18 protein-coding genes are annotated in these 20,478 nt (G+C 64.4%); 9 read left to right on the forward strand and 9 right to left on the reverse strand.

The window, feature by feature from the left end:
- Positions 1-57 precede the first annotated feature (57 nt).
- On the forward strand, positions 58-1,185 hold the full coding sequence (locus tag NVV79_RS15445; RefSeq protein ID WP_303991270.1) for a M23 family metallopeptidase: 1,128 nt from the start codon (positions 58-60) through the stop codon (positions 1,183-1,185).
- Between the two features lie 136 nt (positions 1,186-1,321).
- On the opposite strand, the gene prfB is transcribed toward NVV79_RS15445, so the two are convergent.
- From prfB to NVV79_RS15460, 3 genes are all read right to left on the reverse strand, one after another.
- Positions 1,322-2,447 (reverse strand): peptide chain release factor 2 gene (gene prfB, locus NVV79_RS15450; RefSeq protein ID WP_303991271.1). Its coding sequence is split into 2 segments (ribosomal slippage): positions 1,322-2,377 and positions 2,379-2,447, totalling 1,125 coding nucleotides; the frame shifts between segments, so codons are not numbered across the junction.
- A 74-nt stretch (positions 2,448-2,521) separates the two neighbouring features.
- Positions 2,522-5,029, reverse strand: a complete 2,508-nt coding sequence (locus NVV79_RS15455; protein WP_303991272.1) for a penicillin-binding protein 1A — start codon at positions 5,027-5,029, stop codon at positions 2,522-2,524.
- A 172-nt stretch (positions 5,030-5,201) separates the two neighbouring features.
- Positions 5,202-6,452 (reverse strand): N-acetylmuramoyl-L-alanine amidase, encoded by a 1,251-nt coding sequence (locus tag NVV79_RS15460; protein WP_303991273.1) that lies wholly within the window; start codon positions 6,450-6,452, stop codon positions 5,202-5,204.
- A gap of 611 nt (positions 6,453-7,063) precedes the next feature.
- Between NVV79_RS15460 and NVV79_RS15465 the strand changes: the two genes are divergently transcribed.
- Positions 7,064-9,739 (forward strand): ribonuclease E/G, encoded by a 2,676-nt coding sequence (locus NVV79_RS15465; protein WP_303991274.1) that lies wholly within the window; start codon positions 7,064-7,066, stop codon positions 9,737-9,739.
- A 49-nt stretch (positions 9,740-9,788) separates the two neighbouring features.
- Here NVV79_RS15465 and NVV79_RS15470 read toward each other — a convergent pair whose 3' ends face one another.
- On the reverse strand, positions 9,789-10,355 hold the full coding sequence (locus tag NVV79_RS15470; RefSeq protein ID WP_303991275.1) for a hypothetical protein: 567 nt from the start codon (positions 10,353-10,355) through the stop codon (positions 9,789-9,791).
- 81 nt (positions 10,356-10,436) lie between these two features.
- On the reverse strand, positions 10,437-11,585 hold the full coding sequence (locus NVV79_RS15475; protein ID WP_303991276.1) for a pyridoxal phosphate-dependent aminotransferase: 1,149 nt from the start codon (positions 11,583-11,585) through the stop codon (positions 10,437-10,439).
- Positions 11,586-11,738: 153 nt separating this feature from the next.
- On the opposite strand from NVV79_RS15475, the gene NVV79_RS15480 reads away from it, so the two are divergent.
- The 5 genes from NVV79_RS15480 (at position 11,739) to aat (ending at position 15,711) form a co-directional block, all read left to right on the forward strand.
- Complete coding sequence (locus tag NVV79_RS15480) at positions 11,739-12,608, forward strand: DsbA family protein (protein WP_303991277.1); 870 nt, start codon at positions 11,739-11,741, stop codon at positions 12,606-12,608.
- A 105-nt stretch (positions 12,609-12,713) separates the two neighbouring features.
- Positions 12,714-13,151, forward strand: a complete 438-nt coding sequence (gene aroQ, locus NVV79_RS15485) for a type II 3-dehydroquinate dehydratase (protein ID WP_303991278.1) — start codon at positions 12,714-12,716, stop codon at positions 13,149-13,151.
- Positions 13,152-13,185: 34 nt separating this feature from the next.
- Positions 13,186-13,677: an acetyl-CoA carboxylase biotin carboxyl carrier protein gene (gene accB / locus NVV79_RS15490; protein ID WP_303991279.1), complete on the forward strand. Its 492-nt coding sequence runs from the start codon at positions 13,186-13,188 to the stop codon at positions 13,675-13,677.
- A 10-nt stretch (positions 13,678-13,687) separates the two neighbouring features.
- Positions 13,688-15,034, forward strand: coding sequence for an acetyl-CoA carboxylase biotin carboxylase subunit (accC, locus tag NVV79_RS15495; protein ID WP_303991280.1), 1,347 nt, complete (start codon positions 13,688-13,690; stop codon positions 15,032-15,034).
- A gap of 47 nt (positions 15,035-15,081) precedes the next feature.
- Positions 15,082-15,711 (forward strand): leucyl/phenylalanyl-tRNA--protein transferase, encoded by a 630-nt coding sequence (gene aat / locus NVV79_RS15500; RefSeq protein ID WP_303991281.1) that lies wholly within the window; start codon positions 15,082-15,084, stop codon positions 15,709-15,711.
- Here the strand turns inward: aat and NVV79_RS15505 are convergent.
- The 4 genes from NVV79_RS15505 to NVV79_RS15520 form a co-directional block, all read right to left on the reverse strand.
- Positions 15,708-16,205: a GyrI-like domain-containing protein gene (locus NVV79_RS15505; protein ID WP_303991282.1), complete on the reverse strand. Its 498-nt coding sequence runs from the start codon at positions 16,203-16,205 to the stop codon at positions 15,708-15,710. The two genes, aat and NVV79_RS15505, sit on opposite strands and share 4 nt — an antisense overlap.
- A gap of 27 nt (positions 16,206-16,232) precedes the next feature.
- Positions 16,233-17,018: an SDR family NAD(P)-dependent oxidoreductase gene (locus NVV79_RS15510; protein WP_303991283.1), complete on the reverse strand. Its 786-nt coding sequence runs from the start codon at positions 17,016-17,018 to the stop codon at positions 16,233-16,235.
- A 73-nt stretch (positions 17,019-17,091) separates the two neighbouring features.
- On the reverse strand, positions 17,092-17,517 hold the full coding sequence (locus NVV79_RS15515; RefSeq protein WP_303991284.1) for a DUF2155 domain-containing protein: 426 nt from the start codon (positions 17,515-17,517) through the stop codon (positions 17,092-17,094).
- Positions 17,518-17,530: 13 nt separating this feature from the next.
- Positions 17,531-17,917: an NADH:ubiquinone oxidoreductase subunit NDUFA12 gene (locus NVV79_RS15520; protein ID WP_303992706.1), complete on the reverse strand. Its 387-nt coding sequence runs from the start codon at positions 17,915-17,917 to the stop codon at positions 17,531-17,533.
- A gap of 87 nt (positions 17,918-18,004) precedes the next feature.
- Between NVV79_RS15520 and NVV79_RS15525 the strand changes: the two genes are divergently transcribed.
- Entirely contained in the window at positions 18,005-19,012 is a 1,008-nt protein-coding gene (locus NVV79_RS15525) for a phosphotransferase family protein (RefSeq protein WP_303991285.1), read from the forward strand.
- Positions 19,009-20,190 carry an MFS transporter gene (locus tag NVV79_RS15530; RefSeq protein ID WP_303991286.1) on the forward strand — a complete coding sequence of 394 codons (1,182 nt, stop codon included), beginning with the start codon at positions 19,009-19,011 and terminating at the stop codon, positions 20,188-20,190. The genes NVV79_RS15525 and NVV79_RS15530 overlap by 4 nt, the downstream gene beginning before the upstream one ends.
- Positions 20,191-20,478 lie beyond the last annotated feature (288 nt).

Here is a 20,478-nt window from a genome sequence, read left to right on the forward strand (position 1 = left end):
AACCATGCTGCGCCATACTTCGCTCACCATATCTGTGAGCGTCGCGGGGTTAGTGGGGTGCGTAGTCAGGCCAGTTTCGGGCGATCCGACAAGGGATCGCGTCACGGCGTTCACCCTGCCCTGTTCTACGGCATGTTTGCCGTATTGCTCGCCGGCAATGCGCTGCTGGTCACCGCTTTCCTGCTGTCACCCGATATTGCGCGCCTGCTGAGCGGCAAGAACGAACAGGTCATCGAGGCCTACGAGAACCGCATCGCGCAATTGCGCGTCGAGGTCGATCGGCTGCATTCGCGCAGCTATGCGCAGGCCGGCGACATCAACCTGCAATTGCAGGAGTTGGCGCAGCAGCAGGAAGTGCTGATCGAGCAGCATCAACTGGTGCGGGTGCTGGTCGACAAGGCTGGCGAACTGGGCATCGAGACCGCGGCATTGCCCGCCCATGACGTCGGCGATCAGGCGCTGGCACCGCGCACCGATGGCAATCCCGATATCGACGCCACGGCTGCTGCCGTCGCGCAGATGTTGGGGGAAACCCAATTTGCCATGACCTCAATCGCCGAAACGGCAACGGCGCGCGCCGACAGCATCGTCACGGAACTGACGGGTCTCGGCATTCCGGTCGACCTGCCGACGACGCTGGATGGCGTGGGCGGTCCGTTGCTGCCGCCGCAGGACGAGGACGATGCCTCGGCCATGATCGACGATGCCAATGCCGTCATGGCCGCGCTGGTCCGCTACAAGGCCGCGCGCGACGGCATAGACGACGCGCCGGTCCATATGCCGATATCAGGCAATTTCCGGCAGAGTTCCGGCTTCGGCAACCGTACCGATCCGTTCAGTGGACGCCGGGCCTTCCATTCGGGACTCGATTTCGCGGCCGCCAGTGGCACGACGGTGTTCAGCGCCGGCAAGGGCGTGGTGAGCTTTGTCGGCACCAGATCGGGCTATGGCAATGTGGTGGAAGTGACCCATGCCAACGGGCTGGTCAGCCGCTATGCCCACCTTTCGGGTTTTCTCAGCGAGGTCGGCCAGGCGGTCAATACCGGCACGCCGATCGCCAAGGTCGGTTCCACCGGCCGCTCCACCGGGCCGCATCTGCATTTCGAGGTGCGCAAGGGCGATAGCGCGATCAATCCCAAGGCGTTCCTGGAAGCTGGGAAACGGCTGCTGGCGCTGTTGGGGTAGTTTATTGGGATGCCCCCTCCCAACCTCCCCCTATCAGGGGGGGAGCTGCCTAGTGAATGGGGCAAAATAGTGCCACACTCTCGATCTGTTCCTCCCCCTATCAGGGGAGGTTAGGAGGGGGTATCCGCTAAAATCCCTACCCCTCAGCCGCAACATCCGTTGCAACGCCCACGCGCTGTGCAAGCGCCGCTTCCATGAATTCATCCAGGTCGCCGTCCAGCACCACGGAGGGCTGGCCGCTTTCGACGCCGGTGCGCAGGTCCTTGACCATCTGGTAGGGCTGCAGCACGTAGCTTCGGATCTGATGGCCCCAGCCGATCTCGGTCTTGCTGGCGGCCTGGGCGTTGGCGGCTTCCTCGCGCTTCTGCAATTCGGCCTCGTAGAGGCGCGATTTCAGCATGGCCATGGCGGTGGCGCGGTTCTTGTGCTGGCTGCGCTCCTGCTGGCAGGCCACGATGATGCCCGAGGGAATGTGCGTGATGCGGATGGCCGAGTCGGTGGTGTTGACGTGCTGCCCACCGGCGCCGGAGGCGCGGTAGGTATCGACCTTGAGGTCGGCTTCGCGGATTTCGATATCGATGGAATCATCGACCACGGGATAGACCCAGCAACTCGAAAAGCTGGTGTGGCGGCGCGCCGCCGAGTCATAGGGGCTGATGCGGACCAGGCGATGCACGCCGCTTTCGGTCTTCATCCAGCCATAGGCATTGTGGCCCTTGACCAGGATGGTAGCTGACTTGATGCCGGCCTCTTCGCCGTCATGCATTTCCAGCACTTCGACCTTCATCTTCCGGCGTTCGGCCCAGCGGGTATACATGCGCAGCAGCATGTTGGCCCAGTCCTGGCTCTCGGTGCCGCCGGCGCCGGAGTGGATTTCGACATAGCAGTCATTGGCATCGACTTCGCCAGAGAGCAGCGTCTCGATCTGGCGGCGACGGGCCGACTGCTTGAGCTCGATCAGGGCGTTTTCGGCGTCCGTGACAACCTCGGCATCGCCTTCGGCCTCGCCCATCTCGATCAGCTCGACATTGTCGCGGATGCCCGACTCGAGCTCGCGCACGGCCTTGACGGCCACGTCGAGTTCGTCGCGCTCGCGCATCTTGGCGCGGGCCTGTTCGGGGTCGTTCCAGAAATCGGGGGATTCGGTCTCGGCGGTCAGCGCGTCGAGGCGCAGTTCAGCAGTATCCCAGTCAAAGATGCCTCCTCAGCAGGGTCAGAACCTGCTCGATTTCGGCGACGGTCTTTTCGATTTCCGTACGCATTGGACAATTCCTTCAATAGCGGCGCCCCGTTTAGCGGAGGCGGGCACGAGGATCAACTCCTGACGGCAACCCGACTAGAACAGCCCGCCGCGTCCCGGATAGACCCACTGGCCGGTCGAGCGATCGTAGACGGGCTCGTTGCTCTGGACCGGCTGCGCGCCCGGCTGGGTGACGAAGCCGGAGCCATATTGCTGCTGCATCATCTGCTCGCGCTGGATGGCGTCGAAAGTGTTGACGTCGATACCGATGACCGAGGTCATGAGGTTCGGGCCGGTGCCGGGCTTGAAGGCTTCCTGGATGGCGGATTCGCCGTCGAAGGCCTTGACGCCGGAATTGGGGTTGATCCAGGCCGTGGTCATGCCTGACGGCACGTTGAACGGGGTCGGCGGCTTGCCTTCGAGGGCCTTCTGCATGAATTCGGTGAAGATCGGCACGGCGAAGGTGCCGCCGGTGACCGAGGAGCCCATAGAGCGCGGCTGGTCGTAGCCGACATAGACGCCGACGGCGAGTTCGGGCGTGAAGCCGACGAACCAGGCATCCTTGTAATCGTTGGTGGTGCCGGTCTTGCCGGCCACCGGGCGGTTGAGCACGCGCGCCGCCGTGCCAGTGCCGCGCTGCACCACGCCTTCCAGCATCGAGGTGATCTGGTAAGCGGTCATGGGATCGAGCACCTGTTCGCGGTTATCGACGATCAGCGGTTCGCCCTGCCCGTGCCAGTCGGTCGCCTCGCAGCCCTGGCACAGGCGCTGGTCGTGCTTGTAGACGGTGACGCCGTAGCGATCCTGGATGCGGTCGATCAGGGTCGGCACGATCTTGCGGCCGCCATTGGCGATGGTGGCATAGGCGGCCGTCATGCGCATATCGGTGGTTTCGCCGGCGCCGAGCGCCATGGCCAGCACCGGCTGCATGGTGTCGTAGACGCCGAACATCTTGGCATATTCGGCCACCAGCGGCATGCCGATGTCGCGGGCCAGCCGCACGGTCATGACGTTGCGGCTGCGCTCGATGCCGCGGCGCAGGGTCTGGGGGCCGTAGAATTCCTGGGCGTAGTTTTCCGGCCGCCAGATCGAGCCGTCGGCATTGCGGATTTCCACGGGGGCGTCGAGCACGACCGAGGCGGGCGTATAGCCATTGTCGAGCGCGGCGGCATAGACGATGGGCTTGAAGGAGGAGCCGGGCTGGCGCAGGGCCTGGGTGGCGCGGTTGAATTCGCTCAAGGCGTAGGAGAAACCGCCGACCATGGCCAGCACGCGCCCGGTGCGTGGGTCCATGGCGACAAGCGCCCCTTCGATCTCGGGCACCTGTTCGAGCGTATAGATGCCGGTCTTGCCCGAAACCGGGGAGACGTAAACCACATCTCCCACTTTAAGAATGTCCTGTAACGGCTTGGAGACCCACTTTATCTCCGGGCCGGACAATGTGCCGACGACTCGGTCATCGGCCACGGCGCCACCCGCCAGGCCGTCGGGCCGCAGGCCGATGCGGGCCTCATTGCCGCCCATTTCCAGCACCACGGCGAGCTGCCATTCCGGCACGTCGCTGAGCGGGGCGATCTTGGCGACATCGAGTCCCCAATCCTCGCCGATCTCGATGCTGGCGACCGGGGCGCGGAAGCCCTTGCCATGATCATAGGCGATCAACCCATCCATCAGTGCCCGGCGGGCATATTCCTGGAGCCTCGGCTCTAGCGTGGTGCGCACGGAGAGGCCGCCGCCATAGAGCTGGTCCTCGCCGTAGAGCTTGGCCAGTTCGCGGCGCACTTCCTCGGTGAAATACTCGGCCGAATAGAGCTGGCTGCCGCCGGCGCGCGGGATGACGTTGAGCGGCTCGTCCTTGGCGATGGAGGCTTCTTCCAGCGTGACGTAGCCATTCTCGACCATGCGGTCGATGACCCAGTTGCGGCGCTCGATGGCGGCCTGCGGGCGGCGGAACGGATGGTAGTTGTTGGGGCCCTTGGGGAGCGCGGCGATATAGGCGGCCTCGCTCAGGGTCAGCTCGTAGAGCGCCTTGTCGAAATAGTTCAGCGCCGCGGCGGCCACGCCGTAGGAATTGAGGCCGAGGAAAATCTCGTTGAGATAGAGTTCGAGAATGCGGTCCTTGGAGAAGGTCGACTCGATGCGGATGGCCAGCAGGGCTTCCTGCAGCTTGCGGTCCCAGGTCTGTTCGGAGGTGAGCAGGAAGTTCTTGGCCACCTGCTGGGTGATCGAGGAGCCGCCGCCCTGGATGGCATTGTTGCCGTCCATGCGCGCCAGCAGGTTGTCGCGCAGCGCACGGAACACGCCATCCACAGCGATGCCGCCATGGGAGTAGAAATCCTTGTCCTCGGCCGAAAGGAAGGCCTGTACGAGTAGCGGCGGGACGGTTTCGATCGGCTGGAACAGCCGGCGCTCGCGGGCGAATTCGGCCAGCAGCGTACCATCGGCAGCGTGAACGCGCGTCGTCACCGGCGGCTGGTAGTCCTTGAGCACGGTATAGTCGGGCAGCCCCGCGGAGACGCTGGTCAGATAAACCGCGGCCAGGCCGATTGCCGCCAAGGCCGCGAACATCCCAAAGCCAAAAATCCAGCCGAGCAAGCGCAGCATATAGTCGTGTTCTCCGCGGCCGCTCGGGCCTTGTTCGGTGATTTGCCTGCGGAATCATAGCAGACGGGGTGGCGAAAGTGCATCACAACGCGGCTATGGCTGAGCGGTGTGTGCTTGTTGCGTGGCGGAAATGTAACGCGGTCGGCTGGTATCTTTCGGTGTTTGCGGCGGCCTATTCATCCGTCGTCAGGCTGTCGAAATAGGTGGAAATGCCCCGCGCCAGGGCGCCGGCCGTGCGGTCCTGCCACTCGCCGCGCAGCAGGTTGGCCATGTCGTCGGCGTTGGAGAGGAAGCCCAGTTCCACCAGAACCGAGGGCACGTCGGGCGCCTGCAGCACGAAGAAATCGGCCTGCCGCACCGGGAAACGCCGCAATTCGACGCTGGGTTCGAGCTGGTGGACGATGGCCTGTGCCGCCATGAAGGATTGGTGGCGCATTTCGCGCCGCATCAGGTCGAGCAGGATATCCACCACTTCGGGCGCCATTTGCGGCATGGCGAAGCCGGCGATGACATCGGTCTTGTTTTCATTGTCGGCCAGTACCTTGTCGAGCACGTCGGTGGCCTTTTCGTCGCGCGTATAGACGCTGGCGCCGCGGATTTCGGGCTGCTGGAAACTGTCGGCATGGATGGAGATGAAGAGGTCCGCCTTGTTGGTGCGGGCCAGGGCCACGCGTTCCTCGAGGCGCAGGAAAGTGTCGTCCTCGCGGGTCAAGGCCACGTCGAAGCGTCCGGATTCGACCAGCAATTCCTGCAGGCGCAGCGCGAAGGAGAGGACGATATCCTTTTCCTTGATGCCGCCGGTGGTTTCGGCGCCGCTGTCGATGCCGCCATGGCCGGGATCGATGACCACAAGCGGGCGGGTGGCAATCGGCAGTTCGGAGCCGCCGGCCGGCGTCGAGGCAACGGCCGCCGGTTCGGTGGAGGCGGCGAGGTCGCGGGCGACATTGGCGGCAAACTCATCCGCTGTGGCGGGAATAACGTCCACTACCAGCCGGGCCGGCTGGCCCTCGAAGGGATCGAGCATATAGGCCTGCTGCACTTGGGCCGGGCCTGACAGGGTCAATGTGGTGCGCACGCGGTCGGGCGCGACCTGTTCGACGAGATAATCGGCGATCATCCCCTCCCCGGCGGGCTTGCCTGATGGTTCGGGCACGGAAAACGTGGCCGCACGAACGTCGATGGCCAGCCGGTCCGGCTCGCTCAGCGATACAAGAGCAAATTCGGTCTTGTCGGCCAGATCGACCACCAGGCGGGCCCGGTCGGGCGTAGCCGAGACGCGGACATCGATGACATTGGGCAGGGCCACCGGCGCGGCCGGAGCAGCTTCTGGCGCTGCATCCTGCGCCTGCGGCATGGCCGACAGGCAGAGCGCGGCAAACAGCGCCGCGAGCAGCGGCAGGACAAGCAGACGAAGGGATTTCAACACACGCGGACCGGCCCCAAATTCAGCACGCGCCTTGTGCCACCCGGATCGGGCGATTCTGCGGCGCGACAGCCCTTATGCGATGATTTGCGGAGGCGGCCAAGAAAGCGGCGTGAAATGGTTTGCCCCTGGCGGTTTTGACTTTCCTGTTGCCATTCCGTCGCAACATCCCTACACGCTAGACGTGAGGCGCATGCTTCCTGCAGAACCAGTTTGCGTAGCCCGTTGGGCCAACGACAGCGGTGCCAGGAAGTGGCCGGCCCAAGGGAACGAAGAGAAATCCCGAAGGCTGGTTCAGAAGCGGCAAATCCTGCGCTTCGCTACGAATTTCGGCCCACCGGGCCGGACGGCTGCCATTCATCCCCGGATGCGAGGCGGCCCAATAGGAAGAGGTCAGATGGCCCGCAGGCGGACAAAACGCGACGCGATCGAATTTGCCGATTGCCGTTTTGCCACGCTGCATCTTTCGGCCGTGACCACACATATCGGCGCGTTCAAGGCAGAGCTTCTGCGCGCCATACACCCCAAACCATTCGCCTCGCACAGCGCCACGAGAAGGACTCCGGCTATCCGGCGCCCTCTTGTCGGCGCGCGAGCGCGCGGAGTTCATTATGGCTACCAAGAGAATGCTGGTGGATGCCATCCACCCGGAAGAAACACGGATTGTCGTCACATCGGGTAACAGGCTCGACGAATTCGACTTCGAATCGGCGTCCCGCCGCCAGTTGCGGGGAAATATCTACCTCGCCAAGGTCACGCGCGTTGAGCCGTCACTGCAGGCCGCGTTCGTGGAATATGGCGGCAATCGCCACGGCTTCCTCGCCTTTAGCGAAATCCACCCCGACTATTACCAGATCCCCGTGGCCGACCGCGAAGCCCTGCTGCGCGATGAAGAGGCCGAGGACGACCATCACGACGAAGCCGACGAGAACATCTCCCTCCCCGAGGGCGTGACCGAGCCGGATGCCGAAGCCGATCCGCAGGAGACCGAGGACGCCAGCCATATCGAGCAGGCGCCGGCCAATTCCGAGCCGGTGGAATCGATCGGTGGCGCCGACGCGCTCGAGGAAGTGCCGGAGCGTCGCCGTTCCAGCAACAATCGCCGTCACTACAAGATCCAGGAAGTCATCAAGCGCCGGCAGGTGATGCTGGTGCAGGTGGTCAAGGAAGAGCGCGGCAACAAGGGCGCGGCTCTCACCACCTATCTGTCGCTGGCCGGCCGCTATTCCGTGCTGATGCCCAACACCGCCCGTGGCGGCGGAATCTCCCGCAAGATTACAAACGCTGCCGACCGCAAGCGCCTCAAGGAAATCACCAGCGATCTCGAAGTGCCGCAGGGCATGGGCGTCATCCTGCGCACGGCCGGCGCTTCGCGCACCAAGGCCGAGGTGAAGCGCGATTTCGAATATCTGATGCGGCTGTGGGAGAGCGTGCGCTCGCTGACGCTCAAGAGCCAGGCGCCATGCCTGGTCTATGAGGAAGGCTCGCTGATCAAGCGCACCATTCGCGACCTCTACAACAAGGATATCGACGAGGTGTTCGTGGCGGGCGACAACGCCTATCGCGAGGCCAAGGACTTCATGAAGATGATCATGCCGTCCCACGCCAAGAACGTGAAGCCCTACCTCGAAGACCAGCCGCTGTTCAGCAAGTACAACATCGAGGCGCAGCTCGATCAGATGTTCTCGCCGACGGTCACCTTGCCCTCCGGCGGCTATATCGTCATCAACCCGACCGAAGCGCTCGTTTCCATCGACGTGAATTCGGGCCGCTCCACCAAGGAGCACAATATCGAGGACACGGCGCTCCAGACCAATCTGGAAGCCGCCGAGGAAGTCAGCCGCCAGCTCCGCCTGCGCGACCTGGCCGGCCTCATCGTCATCGACTTCATCGACATGATGGAGAACCGCAGCAATCGCGCGGTCGAGCGCAAGCTCAAGGATTGCCTGAAGGACGACCGCGCCCGCATCCAGGTGGGCCGGATCAGCCATTTCGGCCTCATGGAAATGAGCCGCCAGCGCATTCGCTTCGGCGTGGTGGAAAGCTCCACCCATAAGTGCCCGATCTGCGACGGCACGGGCCTGGTGCGCTCCACTGAATCGCTCGCGCTGATGATCATGCGCCATATCGAGGATCATGTGCTGCGCCGCCAGGGCCAGTCGATCAATGTGCGCGTGCCGGTGGAAGTCGCGCTCTATATCCTCAACTTCAAGCGCGAGACGCTGACGGCGCTGGAAATCCGCAACCAGCTGTCGATCACCATCACCGCCGACGGCAAGCTGACCGGCAACCAGTTCGCCATTGAAAAGGGCGAAGCCCGCGTCATGGCCTATGCCGAGCAGCGTGCCACCGAGCATGTGCGCGTCGACAGCGCTGTCATCGATGACGCCGCCGAGGACGATATCGTCGAGGAAACCGAGGACGAGGACGTCGAGGAACGGGCATCCTCCGCCGAAAATGGCGAAGGTGAAGGCCGTCGCCGTCGTCGCCGCCGCCGTCGTGGCGGGGCCGATCGCGGCGATGAAAACGGCCAGCGTCCGCAGCAGCAGCGCGCCGCCCAGGCGCCTGATGTCGAAGCCGAAGGCAGCGACGAGGATGGCGAGGGCGACGAGGATGAAAATCCTGCCCGTCCCTCCGGGGAAGACCAGGCCGACGGCGAGGGACGCAAGCGCCGCCGTCGTGGTCGCCGTGGCGGCCGTCGCAACCGCCGCGATGGTGAAGAGGGTGTGGAAAAGGCGCCCTCGCCTGCGGGAGATGCCGAGCTGACCACAGCAGAAACCTCTGAAGTCGCCGAAGAACTGCTGGCACAGGACGAGATCGTGGCCGCCGAACCGGCTGCGGCCGAGCCCGCGCCGGTCGAAAAGCCCAAGCGTACGCGCCGCAAGAAGGTCGAAGAGACCGCCGAGTCCGCGCCTGTCGATGCGGCTCCCGTGGAGGCCACGCCCGCAGCGGCAGAGCCCGCCGTAGAGGCGGCCGAAGCCGCCGCGCCGGCCGCCGAGGAAAAGCCCAAGCGCAAGCCGCGCGCCCGCAAGCCCAAGGCCGAAACCGCCGAGGCGGCGCCTGCTGCATCGGTCGCGGAAGAGGCGCCTGCGCCGGCCGCGCAAGCCACGCCCGCGCCGGCCGCCGAAGCGCCTGCTGCCGCGCCCAAGCCGCGTCGCGCCAGGAAGGAACTGCCGGCCGAGGGGATTGTGGTATCGTCAAGCGCGCCCAAGGCGGAAGCCGAAGGCGAGCCGGCCGAACCCAAGAAGAAGGCCGGCTGGTGGCAGCGCCGTCTCGGGCTAGGCTAGGCCCGCAATAGAGTTGAACGGAAGGCGGCCTGCGGGCCGCCTTTTCGTTTCAGCGGCGCTTGGCGACCACCTGCCGCCGGACGATATGTACGCCGGCCTCCGGCGTGCGCAGGATCGTCAATTGGGCGTGCTCCTCGGCAGGCTTGCGATGGTGGCCGGGCTTGTCCATGCGGTAGCGGTCCGGACCCAGATAGTTGCGCGTCTCGATATAGAGATGCTCCTGCCCGATCTGGGCGGCGAGCCGCGTGGCGATGACCTGACCATCCTCGGGCACGCTGATGACGTCGTCGAAGCCCATTTCGATATTGAGCAGCACTTCCTCGGGTGTGGCGTCGCGCAGGAAGAGGATGACCGGCGCAAAGCTGACGCTGACCGAGCCGGCATGGCGACGCTCGTATAGCAGGCGCTCCCTGGCTTCCGGGTCGAAGTCGAAATGGACGAGGTAGAAGACCAGCCGATGGTCGAACCGGTCATGGCCCAATGCCGGGGAATCGGCGACGACGACCGCGAAACGCAGCTTTTCGGCCAGACGCATGAGCGCCACGCTGTCGCGTTCGTCCCTTGCCATGACGATGGCGACGCAGTGGGCCAGAATACCCGGGTCGGGTGCGGGCATGGCGCGGACCTCCCAATCCTACCAGCGCAAACTGCAGGCTAGCATTCCGGCGTTAAGAATGCCTGTCGGTGAAGGGCCGATTTATCGCAGAAATCCGGCCATCCGCTCCAGCGCCTGCTCCATCGTGTCGCGGCGGCCGGCATAGGAAAACCGCACATAGAGGCCACCATTCGTCCGGTCGAAATCGGTGCCCGGCGTGGCGGCGACGCCGGCTTCGTCCAGCAGCGTTTCGCAGAAATGCATGGAATCGTTGGAGAAGCGGGAAATGCCGGCATAGGCGTAAAAAGCGCCGTCGGACGGATTGCCGATATCGAAGCCCAGACCGCGCAGGCCGTCATTGAGCAGGCCGCGGTTGATGGCGTAGAGGGCCTTCTGCTCCTCGGCATAATCACGCTCGCCCAATGCCGCGGTCGCCGCGATCTGGCTCAGGGTCGGGGCGGAGATGAAAAGGTTCTGCTGCAGGATTTCGGCGCGCCGCACCAGATCATCGGGCAGCACCATCCAGCCGATGCGCCAGCCGGTCATGCAGTAATATTTCGAGAAGCTGTTGATGACGATGGCGTCACGCGTCAGTTCCAGCGCACTGACCGATGGGCCGCGATAATCGAGGCCGTGATAGATTTCGTCGGAGATCAGCCGCACGCCCAGGCGTTGGCAGGTGGCGACGATATCGGCCAGCCCTGCTTTGTCAACGCTGGCGCCGGTCGGGTTGGCGGGGCTGGCGAAGAGCAGGCCGTCGAAGGGCTCTGCGGCATGGGCGGCGGCAATGTCGGCGCCGGTCAGATGCCAGCCATTGGCGGCCTCGACCAGAATTTCCACCATGCCGAAGCCCAGCCCGAGCAGCGTATTCACATAGGCCGGGTAGCCGGGCCGGGTGATGGCGATTTTCGCACCGGGACGGAAGGCGGTGTGGAAGGCGATGATGAAGCCGGCCGACGAGCCCATGGTGCAGAGGATCGAATCGGAGTCCACGGCAAGGCCGTGCTGGCTCGCGTAATAGGTGGCGAGGCCATCGCGCAGCTCGGTCAGGCCCTTGGCATTGGTATAGCCCTGTGCCTGCGGCAGGGCCTGGCGCACCGCCTCGATCACGCGCGGCGCCGGGGGCGAGCCGGGCTCGCCGACTTCCAGGTGGCACACCGTCCGGCCCGTGGCCTCGATGGCCTTGGCGCGCTTGAGGATTTCCATGGCGTGGAACGGCATCAGGCCATCGGTGGCGGGCTGGTCGGTCATGCAAACTCCTTGCTGCTTCCCGCCTAGCCGCTTCCACCGCGTCCCTCAACAACAATTGATACCGCCGGAAGGGACGTGTTCACTCCCGGGTGCCAATGTGGTGCCGCGTCTGCTAGAAGGCGGTCGAGCATTCAGCGGGGAGCCACCAGTCCTATGTCGCGCGTCACTCTTGCCCTTGTCGCCCTTGCCGGCATTCTCGCCGGGGCTCTCGGCTATGCCGTGGTCAACCGCCCGGCGCCACAGACCGATGCCGTGGCCGTGCAGGCGCTGATCGACGAGGCCATCTCGGCCTATGACGCCAGGCGTCTGGCCGAGGCATCCCTGGCGCCGCAGGATGTTGCCGGCATCGATCCGGAAACCCTCAATCCGATGATCGAATCCTTCCTGATGAGCGATCCCAAGATCCTGCAGCGCATGTCGGTGGCGCTCGATACCACGTTGCAGGCCGAGGAACGCGAGCAGGCCACCACGGCTATTGCCTCGATGCGCGATGCCATTTTCAACGATCCGGCCCAGGTCGTGCTCGGCAATCCCGAGGGCGATGTCACGCTGGTCGAATTCTTCGACTATAATTGCGGCTATTGCCGCGCCGCCCTGCCCGATATGGCCGCGCTGCTGGCCGAAGATCCCAACCTGCGCATCGTGCTCAAGGAATTCCCGATCCTTTCCAACGAGTCGATCGACGCGGCCCGCATTGCCGTGCTCGTCGGCAATGCCGATGTCGACTACTGGACCTTCCACGAAACCCTGTTCACCAGCCGCAGCCAGGTCGACAAGCAGGTGGCCCTCGCCGCCGCCTCCGATCTGGGGCTGTCGCCGGTGGCGCTGGAACTGGACATGGGCACCGAGGCCGTGGCCAAGACCATCCAGACCTCGTACGAGATCGCGCGGGCACTCAATATCACCGGAACGCCGACCTATATCATCGGCAATGAAATCATCCCCGGCGCGATCGGGCTGGATGAGCTGCGGGCGCGTATCGCCAATATGCGGGCCTGCGGCGAGACGCAGTGCGAGGGGTGAGTTTTCCCGCTAAGTCCCACTTTCGCCGCGTTCTTTGCCTTTTCGGTGCATTTCGTATAACCGGGCTTGCGCGGGCCGGAAGGGCCGGTGCAAAAGGCAAAAATCATGACTAAACGCGTTCTCGTCCTCAACGGCCCGAACCTCAACATGCTCGGCACCCGCGAGCCCGATATCTATGGCGCCGCGACGCTCGGGGATGTGGAGACGCTGTGCCGGCAGACCGGCGCGGAATTCGGCCTCAGCGTGGATTTCCGCCAGTCCAACCATGAAGGCGAGCTGGTCACCTGGATTCAGGAGGCCCGCAACACCGCCGATGCCATCCTCATCAACCCGGCTGCCTATTCGCATACTTCGCTGGCCATTCATGACGCGCTCAAGGGCGTGGGGCTGCCGGTTGCGGAGGTTCACATCTCCAATATCCACCAGCGCGAAGCGGTGCGGCACCACTCTTTCGTGTCCGCAGTGGCCTTTGGCGTCATTTGCGGCTTTGGCGTCACCGGGTATAGACTGGCGCTGATAGCGCTCGCCGATAAACTCAAATAACGATCAACGCGCCTAGCGCGGGAGACCGACAAGAATGACCAAGTCATCGCAAGTGGATCAGGACCTGATCAGGGCTATTGCCGAGCTGCTCAACAAGGAAAATCTCGCCGAAATCGAGATCGAGCAGGAGGACTTCCGGGTCCGCGTCACCCGCTCCTACGCCAATGAAGGCGTGACCTATGCCGCGCCGCCGCCGCAATATCTGGCGCCGCAGGCTGCTCCCGCTCCGCTTGCGCCGGCCGGCTCGGTGCCTGCCGCTGCCGCCCCTGCTGCGGAAGACCTGTCGTCCAATCCGGGCACCCTCACCTCCCCCATGGTCGGCACCGCCTATCGGTCGCCCGAGCCCGGCAAGCCGGCCTTTGTCGAAGTCGGCGCCAAGGTCAGCGAAGGCCAGACCCTCCTCATCATCGAAGCGATGAAGACGATGAACCAGATCCCGGCGCACCGCTCCGGCACCGTCACGCGCATCCTCGTCCAGGATGCCCAGCCGGTGGAATACGGCGAGCCGCTCGTCGTCATCGAGTAAGGGGGACCCCATGTTCCAGAAGGTCCTCATCGCCAATCGCGGCGAAATCGCCCTGCGCATCCTGCGCGCCTGCAAGGAACTGGGCATCCAGACCGTGGCAGTGCATTCCACCGCCGATGCCAATGCCATGCATGTCCGCCTGGCCGATGAAAGCGTCTGCATCGGGCCACCGTCGGCCAAGGACAGCTATCTCAACATTCCCTCGATCATGGCCGCCTGCGAGATAACAGGCGCCGATGCCGTGCATCCGGGCTATGGCTTTCTCTCCGAGAATGCCCGCTTCGCCAAGATCCTGACCGAGCACAAGGTGACCTTCATCGGGCCCTCGTCGCACCATATCGAAATCATGGGCGACAAGATCACGGCCAAGAAGACCGCCGTCGAGCTGGGCATTCCGGTGGTTCCCGGTTCGGCCGGGGCGGTCGAGACAGAGGCCGACGCCAAGAAGACGGCCAAGGAAATCGGCTATCCCGTGCTGATCAAGGCCACCGCAGGCGGTGGCGGCCGCGGCATGAAGGTGGCGCAGACCGAGGCCGACGTGCTGGTCGCCTGGTCGACGGCCCGTTCCGAGGCCAAGGCGGCCTTCGGCAATGACTCGGTCTATATGGAAAAATACCTGGGCAAGCCGCGCCATATCGAGGTGCAGGTGCTGGGCGATGGCCAGGGCAATGCCGTGCATCTGGGCGTGCGCGACTGCTCGTTGCAGCGCCGCCACCAGAAGGTGTGGGAAGAGGCCGGTGGGCCGACCATCAAGCCGGAAGAGCGCGACAAGATCGGCGAAATCTGCGCCGCGGCCATGCGCAAGCTCAAATATTCGGGCGCCGGTACGATCGAGTTCCTGTACGAGAATGGCGAATTCTATTTCATCGAGATGAATACCCGCCTGCAGGTGGAGCATCCGGTGACCGAGCGCATCACCGGCATCGACATCGTCTATGAGCAGATCCGCGTCGCTTCGGGCGAGAAGCTGTCCATGACGCAGAAGGACGTGCAGTTCTATGGCCATGCCATCGAAGTGCGCATCAATGCCGAGGACCCGCAGACCTTCGCGCCCTCGCCGGGCACCATCACCTTCTATCACCCGGCGGGCGGCGTCGGCGTGCGCGTCGATTCCGCCGTGTATCAGGGCTACAAGATTCCGCCCTATTACGACTCGCTGATCGGCAAGCTCATAGTCTATGGCCGCACCCGCGACGAATGCCTGCAGCGCCTGCGCCGGGCCATCGACGAATTCGTGGTCGACGGCATCAAGACCACGCTGCCGCTGTTCCAGCGCCTGATCAAGGAGCCGGATATCCTGGCCGGCAATTACGACATCCACTGGCTGGAAAAATACCTGGCCGCCAACAAGGTCTGAGACGACAAGGGGCGCATTGCGCCCCTTTCCTTTCGGCGGGAGCCGCCATGGCCAAGCCCAGCCCCTTCGATATCGAGATCACCCCCGAACTGATCATCCGGGCCTATCGCGCCGGCATTTTCCCCATGGCGGAGGATGCCGAAGACGAGGACCTGTTCTGGGTCAGCCCGGAAATGCGCGGCATCATCCCGCTCGATGGCTTCCATCTTTCGACCAGCCTGCGCAAGGCGATCCGCAAGTCGGGCTTCGCGGTGCGCGTCGATACGGATTTCGAGGCGATCATAGAGGGCTGCGCCACTGTCGGGACGGATCGCGAATCCACCTGGATCAACCACACCATCCGCGCGGTCTATGGCGAGCTGTTCCGCCGCGGCGTGGCGCATACGGTGGAGGTCTGGGACGGGGACGAACTGGTCGGCGGACTCTATGGCCTGGCCATTGGTGGCGCCTTCTTCGGGGAATCCATGTTCCACCGCAAGACCAATGCCAGCAAGATGGCCATGGCGCATCTCGTCGAGCGGCTCAGGGCCGGCGGCTTCGTGCTGCTCGATACGCAATTCGTGACGCCACACCTGGCCTCGCTCGGCGGCGTGGAAATCCCGCGCGAGCAATACGAGGAGCGCCTGGCCGAAGCGCTCCTCGTGCGGGGCGACTGGTCCGCCTGGGACCGGCTTTAGTCCTTGAGCTTGAAGGCCAGGTCGGTCACCCACTTGTCCATGTCGGGTTCCTCGTCCGGATCGGTCTGGTAGATTTCCAGCCGGCAGGCGAAATGGTCGCCATCGGCCCGTTCTTCCATGTCGAGCGGCTGCTGGGTCAGTCGCAGCCAGCCGATCAGCATGCCCGTCACCGGCTCCAGCTTGTCGGGATGGCCGTGCCAGGTCAGCGTAACGAAACGGCCGCCCGGCAGGGTGCCGAACTTGATGCGGTCGCTGTCGGGCCCGGTCCTCGCCACGGCAACGCCCGCCTCGACATCCAGCGTCTCGGCCATGTTGATGCGGCGATAATTGTAGAAAGCGGCACCGACCGGTTCGATCCCCAGCTCGGCCAGATAGCCGAACAGGGCCGGAAACCCCTCCTGCGCCGGAAGCTGCATCTGGTCCATGCGGACGGTGAAGGTCATATACGCGTAGGCCTGCGGTTCGCGCTCGATATTTTCGGGCAGAGTCAGCATCGTCGGTTCCTTTGCTGTTCGGATAGGTCAGTCGATCTGAGCGCCGCCGGTGGCGTTTGCCATGGTGGCCGTCATGCCGGCGGCCAGGTCGCTGGCCAGCAGCACGGCCGCATCGGCCACCTGGGCCAGGGCGGTGACCCGGCGCAGCGGGGTATCCTTGGCAAATTCGCGGTGTATCTCGTCAAAGGTGACGCCAAGCTCGTTGGCGCGCAATTGCCAGGCCTCGCGCACGCCGGGCGCATCCGGCGAGCCGGGCGAACGCACCCAGCAGACGCGCACGCCCTGGGGCCCGTGTTCCATGCCCAACTGGCGCAGATAATTCTCCACCGCGGCGCAGGTGACGCCAAATCCGCCCAGATAGGGCTGCGGCCAGCGCGCGACATTGGCGGTAATGCCGAGGATCACCCCGCCGCCATTCTCGCCCATATGCCGGGCGACGGTCGTGCCGGTATGGAACCAGGTGGTCAGCGCCGTGCGCACCGGCGCCAGCATGCGCTCGAGCGGCATGTCGGCCAGCAATTCGCCCTGGGTATCGTCCCATGATACGCCGTTGAACATGGCTTGCACCGGCCCGGCCTCGGCGACGATGGCGGCGAGATGTGCCGTCACTGCGGCCTGGTCGGTGGCGTCGACCGGGGCTATGTCGGCCCGCCCGCCGGCGCGGCGAATATCTTCGGCCACGGCCTCCAGGCCTTCCCGGCCGCGTGCAGCCAGAAAAACACGAGCCCCTTCGCGGGCAAAGGCCCTGGCCACGGCACCGCCTACGGCACCGCTGCCGCCATAGACCACGGCGGTCCTGTCCTTGAGCAACATGGGTCCCCTCCTCGGCATTATCCCGAGGTCAAGGACGGGCAGGACGGCGGCACGCCGACAGGTGGTGCAGAATTTATCGCGCGTCGGGCGGCGGCACATCCGTGCTGGTTTTGCACTCGATCAGCCACACGTCATAGATGGCGTGGTCCACCGCGTTGAGCGCGGGGCTGTCGGCAAACATCCAGCCGGTGAAGATGCGTCTGGATACACCGGTCAGGCTGCGCTGGTCGACTTCGAGAAAGGCCGAGACCCGCTGTGTCTCGGTCGAAGGGCGGTTGTAGCAGGCGCGCGGGGTGATCTCGAGCGCGCCGAACAGCACGGTTTCGTTGATATAGACGTCGAAACGGGTAATGCGGCCGGTGATCTTGTCGAGGCCGGCAAAGGTCGCCACCGGATTGGCGATGGGCTGCGCCAAAGCGGGCGCAACAAGGCAGGATAGCGCCAGCGAAACCGCCAGCGCCTTGGCCAATATCAATATGTGCCGGAAGCGCGGCTGCAAGGCGCCGCGGTCCTTATTCGGGCGACCAGGCGTCGTAGTCACCGGTCACGCGCGGGCGCTCGCCCTTGTTGAGCAGGCTGCCATCGGGGCGATAGGCTGCGGCCGTGCCGGTCAGGTTGGCCTCATGCGGCTTTTCCCAGGGGCGGGCGGCATATTTGGCATCGCTTGGTACGATATCGGTGCGGTGATGCATCCAGCCATGCCAGCCGGGCGGAATGGCCGAGGCATCAGCATAGCCGCCGCCATAGGTCACATAGCGTCGGTCGGCCTTGCGGTCCTGGTAGTATTTGTTGCCGAATTCGTCGCTGCCGACATAGTCGCCGAAGCGCCAGATCCACAGTCGCGTGCCCCAGGTCTGGCCGCTCCACCAGGAGAAGATTTCAGTGAGGAACTGCTTGATACCGGATTGGGCCACGTGTCGATTCCGCCGTCGAGATATGCGAGTTGAGGCGGTGTAACATGGGTGGCGGACGGAGCCTAGACCGAATTGGCGGCTTGGCTCGACATCGCGGCGGTGCTGAGGTCTGATGCCGCCATGTCAGGCCAGAACCCAGCCGATGAGCCGACTCCCACGGAGGACATCGCCACGAGAATCGTGCGCGAGCGACTGGGCTGGCGCGCGCCCGATCTGCGGCGCTTCACCACCGGCATTGCCTTCTTCGTCTATGACGTGCGCCAGGGCGCGGAGAATGTCGTGCTGCGCATCGGCCGCCCCAGCCAGGGCACAGCGCTGGCCGAAAGCCTCGCGCTCTGGCAGCGGTTGACGCCACTGGGTGTGCCCCTGCCGCGGATCATGGTCGACGGCACGGCGGAAGACATGCCCTTCGTCATCATGGCCCGCCTGAACGGGACCGATCTGGGCCATGTGATGGCGGGCCTGCCGCCGGCGAGGCTCACCGCGATCGCCCATGCGGTCGCCGATGCGCAGATGGCCACCGCACGGCTCGGGCCGGGTATCGGCTTTGGCTATGCCGCCCGTGCGGAAGCTGCGCCGCATCAAAGCTGGAGCGACGTCGTCGCGGCTCATATTGACCGCTCGGTGCGCCGCATCACCGCCAATGGACTCTTCCCGGCCAACGCCGCCGCGGGCGTGCTGGCGCGTTTCGCGGCATATCGCGCCGCCCTCGACGCCCTGCCGCCGATGCCCTTCCTGCACGACACGACCACCAAGAACGTGATCGTCACCGAGACCGGCGACTTTTCCGGCATCGTGGACGTGGATGATCTGTGTTTCGGCGATCCGCGCTATGCCGTGGCGCTGACCAAGGCGGCTCTGCTCGCCTTCGGCGCCGGGCCACTGGATTATGTCGAGCCCTGGATGCAGCGCATGGGACTGCCGGACGATGCGGTCTTTGCCTTCTATGTCGCGGTATTCCTGCTCGATTTCATGTCGGAGCACGGCATGGCGTTCAACGGCAACCAGGCGCCTTCCGATGCCGCCACGCGGGAGCGACTTGCGAGGCTCCTGGCGCAAACCCTTGGCGGGACATCATGAATCTCCGCCGCTTCCTGGGTTGCTACTACGCCTATCTGTTCCTGTTCGACTTCATCCTCTGCTACGCCATCTATACGGCCCTGTTCGAACTCCGTGGGCTCAGCTTCACCCAGATCGGCGCCTTGCTCGCCTTCTGGTCGCTTTCGGCCATCGTGCTCGAATTGCCGTCGGGCGCCCTGTCCGACCGCTTCGACCGCCGCTGGTTGCTGGTCGCTGCGCCCTTGGCCAAGCTCTTCACCTTCGTCTGCTGGGGCATGGCCGATGGCAATGTCTGGCTCTACGGGCTGGGCTTCCTGTGCTGGAGCGTCGGCCAGGCACTGATATCAGGCACCGGCGAGGCGCTGGTCTATGAACGGCTCGAAGCCGAGGGCCGCACTGTCGATTACGACAAGGTCAATGGCCGCGCTACGGCTGCCGAATCGCTGGGCATTGCTGCCGGCACCCTGCTGGGTGGATTCGTTGCCGCCGCCAACGGTATGGAAGTGACGGTCTGGCTCTCCATCCCGCCGCTGCTGCTCTGTGCGCTGCTGGCGCTCACCCTGCGCGACTCACGCCAGGAGGCCGAGGCTGAAGCCGAGGTGCGGCCGAGCTACCTGGAAAACTTCCACATCGCATTCCGGGAATTCCGCACCCTGCCCGAACTGCGCTTCGTCACGCTCTATATCGCCGTGGGCCTTATCCTGTTTGAGGTGCTCGAAGAGTTCGACCAGCTCTATTATCTCGCCGTCGGCCTGCCGATCTGGCTGTTCGGCGTGGTCGGGGCGGCGATTCTGGGGGCCTTTGCCCTGGCCAGTACGCTGGCGCACCGACTCGCCCGCCACCCTGCTCTTGCCTGGGCGCTGCCGCTGGTGGGCGGGCTGCTGCTGTTCGTCGCCTCTTTCGGCACGCATCCGGCCTATGTGCTGGTGCTGGAACTGGCCTATCTGCTGGTGGTGCCGGCAACGGTGCTCTCCGAAGCCCGCTTCCAGCGGCTGATCGAGGGTCGCAGCCGGGCCACCACCACCTCGGCTTTGTCCGTGGCGCAGAATGTCACCGGCATTCTCATCACCTTCGGCTTTGGCCTGCTGGCCGAATATGTCGGCATCCTGCCCGCCTATGGCTGGGCAGGCCTGCTTATGCTGCCGGTGGCCTTCTGGGTCTGGCAGGCCCAACGCTCTGGTGTGCGGGCGCTGGACTGACCCACAAGCGCTGGTGTCCATTTGGTCCTGACGCAAATTCGTCAAAATTTCTGCGCTTGACAGCTTTTTGGATGCTCGATTCTGCCTTTCGCAGGCATGGTAAACCAGTCGTAAACGGCGAGAGGCGCCGCGCGAACAGCAAGGAATCTCGTGGCTTTAGCGGAGAGTCCTCGGCTTGAAATTCGTCTGTGACAGCAGCTTCGAAAAAGCCTCAAATGGCGGCGCCAAACCCACCGATTTCCTTGCAGTTTGTCCCCACAATTCACATATTACCCCTACTAGTGGTTG

The organism is Devosia ginsengisoli (assembly GCF_024707105.1).
GTDB lineage: Bacteria > Pseudomonadota > Alphaproteobacteria > Rhizobiales > Devosiaceae > Devosia > Devosia ginsengisoli_A.

Excerpts from the sequence above, each read along its gene's own strand:
- NVV79_RS15470 (WP_303991275.1), bottom strand. The coding sequence starts at position 10,355 with ATGCCCGCACCCGACCCGGGTATTCTGGCCCACTGCGTCGCCATCGTC.
- NVV79_RS15455 (WP_303991272.1), bottom strand. The coding sequence starts at position 5,029 with ATGCTGCGCTTGCTCGGCTGGATTTTTGGCTTTGGGATGTTCGCGGCC.
- NVV79_RS15480 (WP_303991277.1), top strand. The coding sequence starts at position 11,739 with ATGTCGCGCGTCACTCTTGCCCTTGTCGCCCTTGCCGGCATTCTCGCC.
- aroQ (WP_303991278.1), top strand. The coding sequence starts at position 12,714 with ATGACTAAACGCGTTCTCGTCCTCAACGGCCCGAACCTCAACATGCTC.
- accB (WP_303991279.1), top strand. The coding sequence starts at position 13,186 with ATGACCAAGTCATCGCAAGTGGATCAGGACCTGATCAGGGCTATTGCC.
- NVV79_RS15505 (WP_303991282.1), bottom strand. The coding sequence starts at position 16,205 with ATGCTGACTCTGCCCGAAAATATCGAGCGCGAACCGCAGGCCTACGCG.
- aat (WP_303991281.1), top strand. The coding sequence starts at position 15,082 with ATGGCCAAGCCCAGCCCCTTCGATATCGAGATCACCCCCGAACTGATC.
- NVV79_RS15530 (WP_303991286.1), top strand. The coding sequence starts at position 19,009 with ATGAATCTCCGCCGCTTCCTGGGTTGCTACTACGCCTATCTGTTCCTG.
- NVV79_RS15510 (WP_303991283.1), bottom strand. The coding sequence starts at position 17,018 with ATGTTGCTCAAGGACAGGACCGCCGTGGTCTATGGCGGCAGCGGTGCC.
- accC (WP_303991280.1), top strand. The coding sequence starts at position 13,688 with ATGTTCCAGAAGGTCCTCATCGCCAATCGCGGCGAAATCGCCCTGCGC.
- NVV79_RS15475 (WP_303991276.1), bottom strand. The coding sequence starts at position 11,585 with ATGACCGACCAGCCCGCCACCGATGGCCTGATGCCGTTCCACGCCATG.
- NVV79_RS15465 (WP_303991274.1), top strand. The coding sequence starts at position 7,064 with ATGGCTACCAAGAGAATGCTGGTGGATGCCATCCACCCGGAAGAAACA.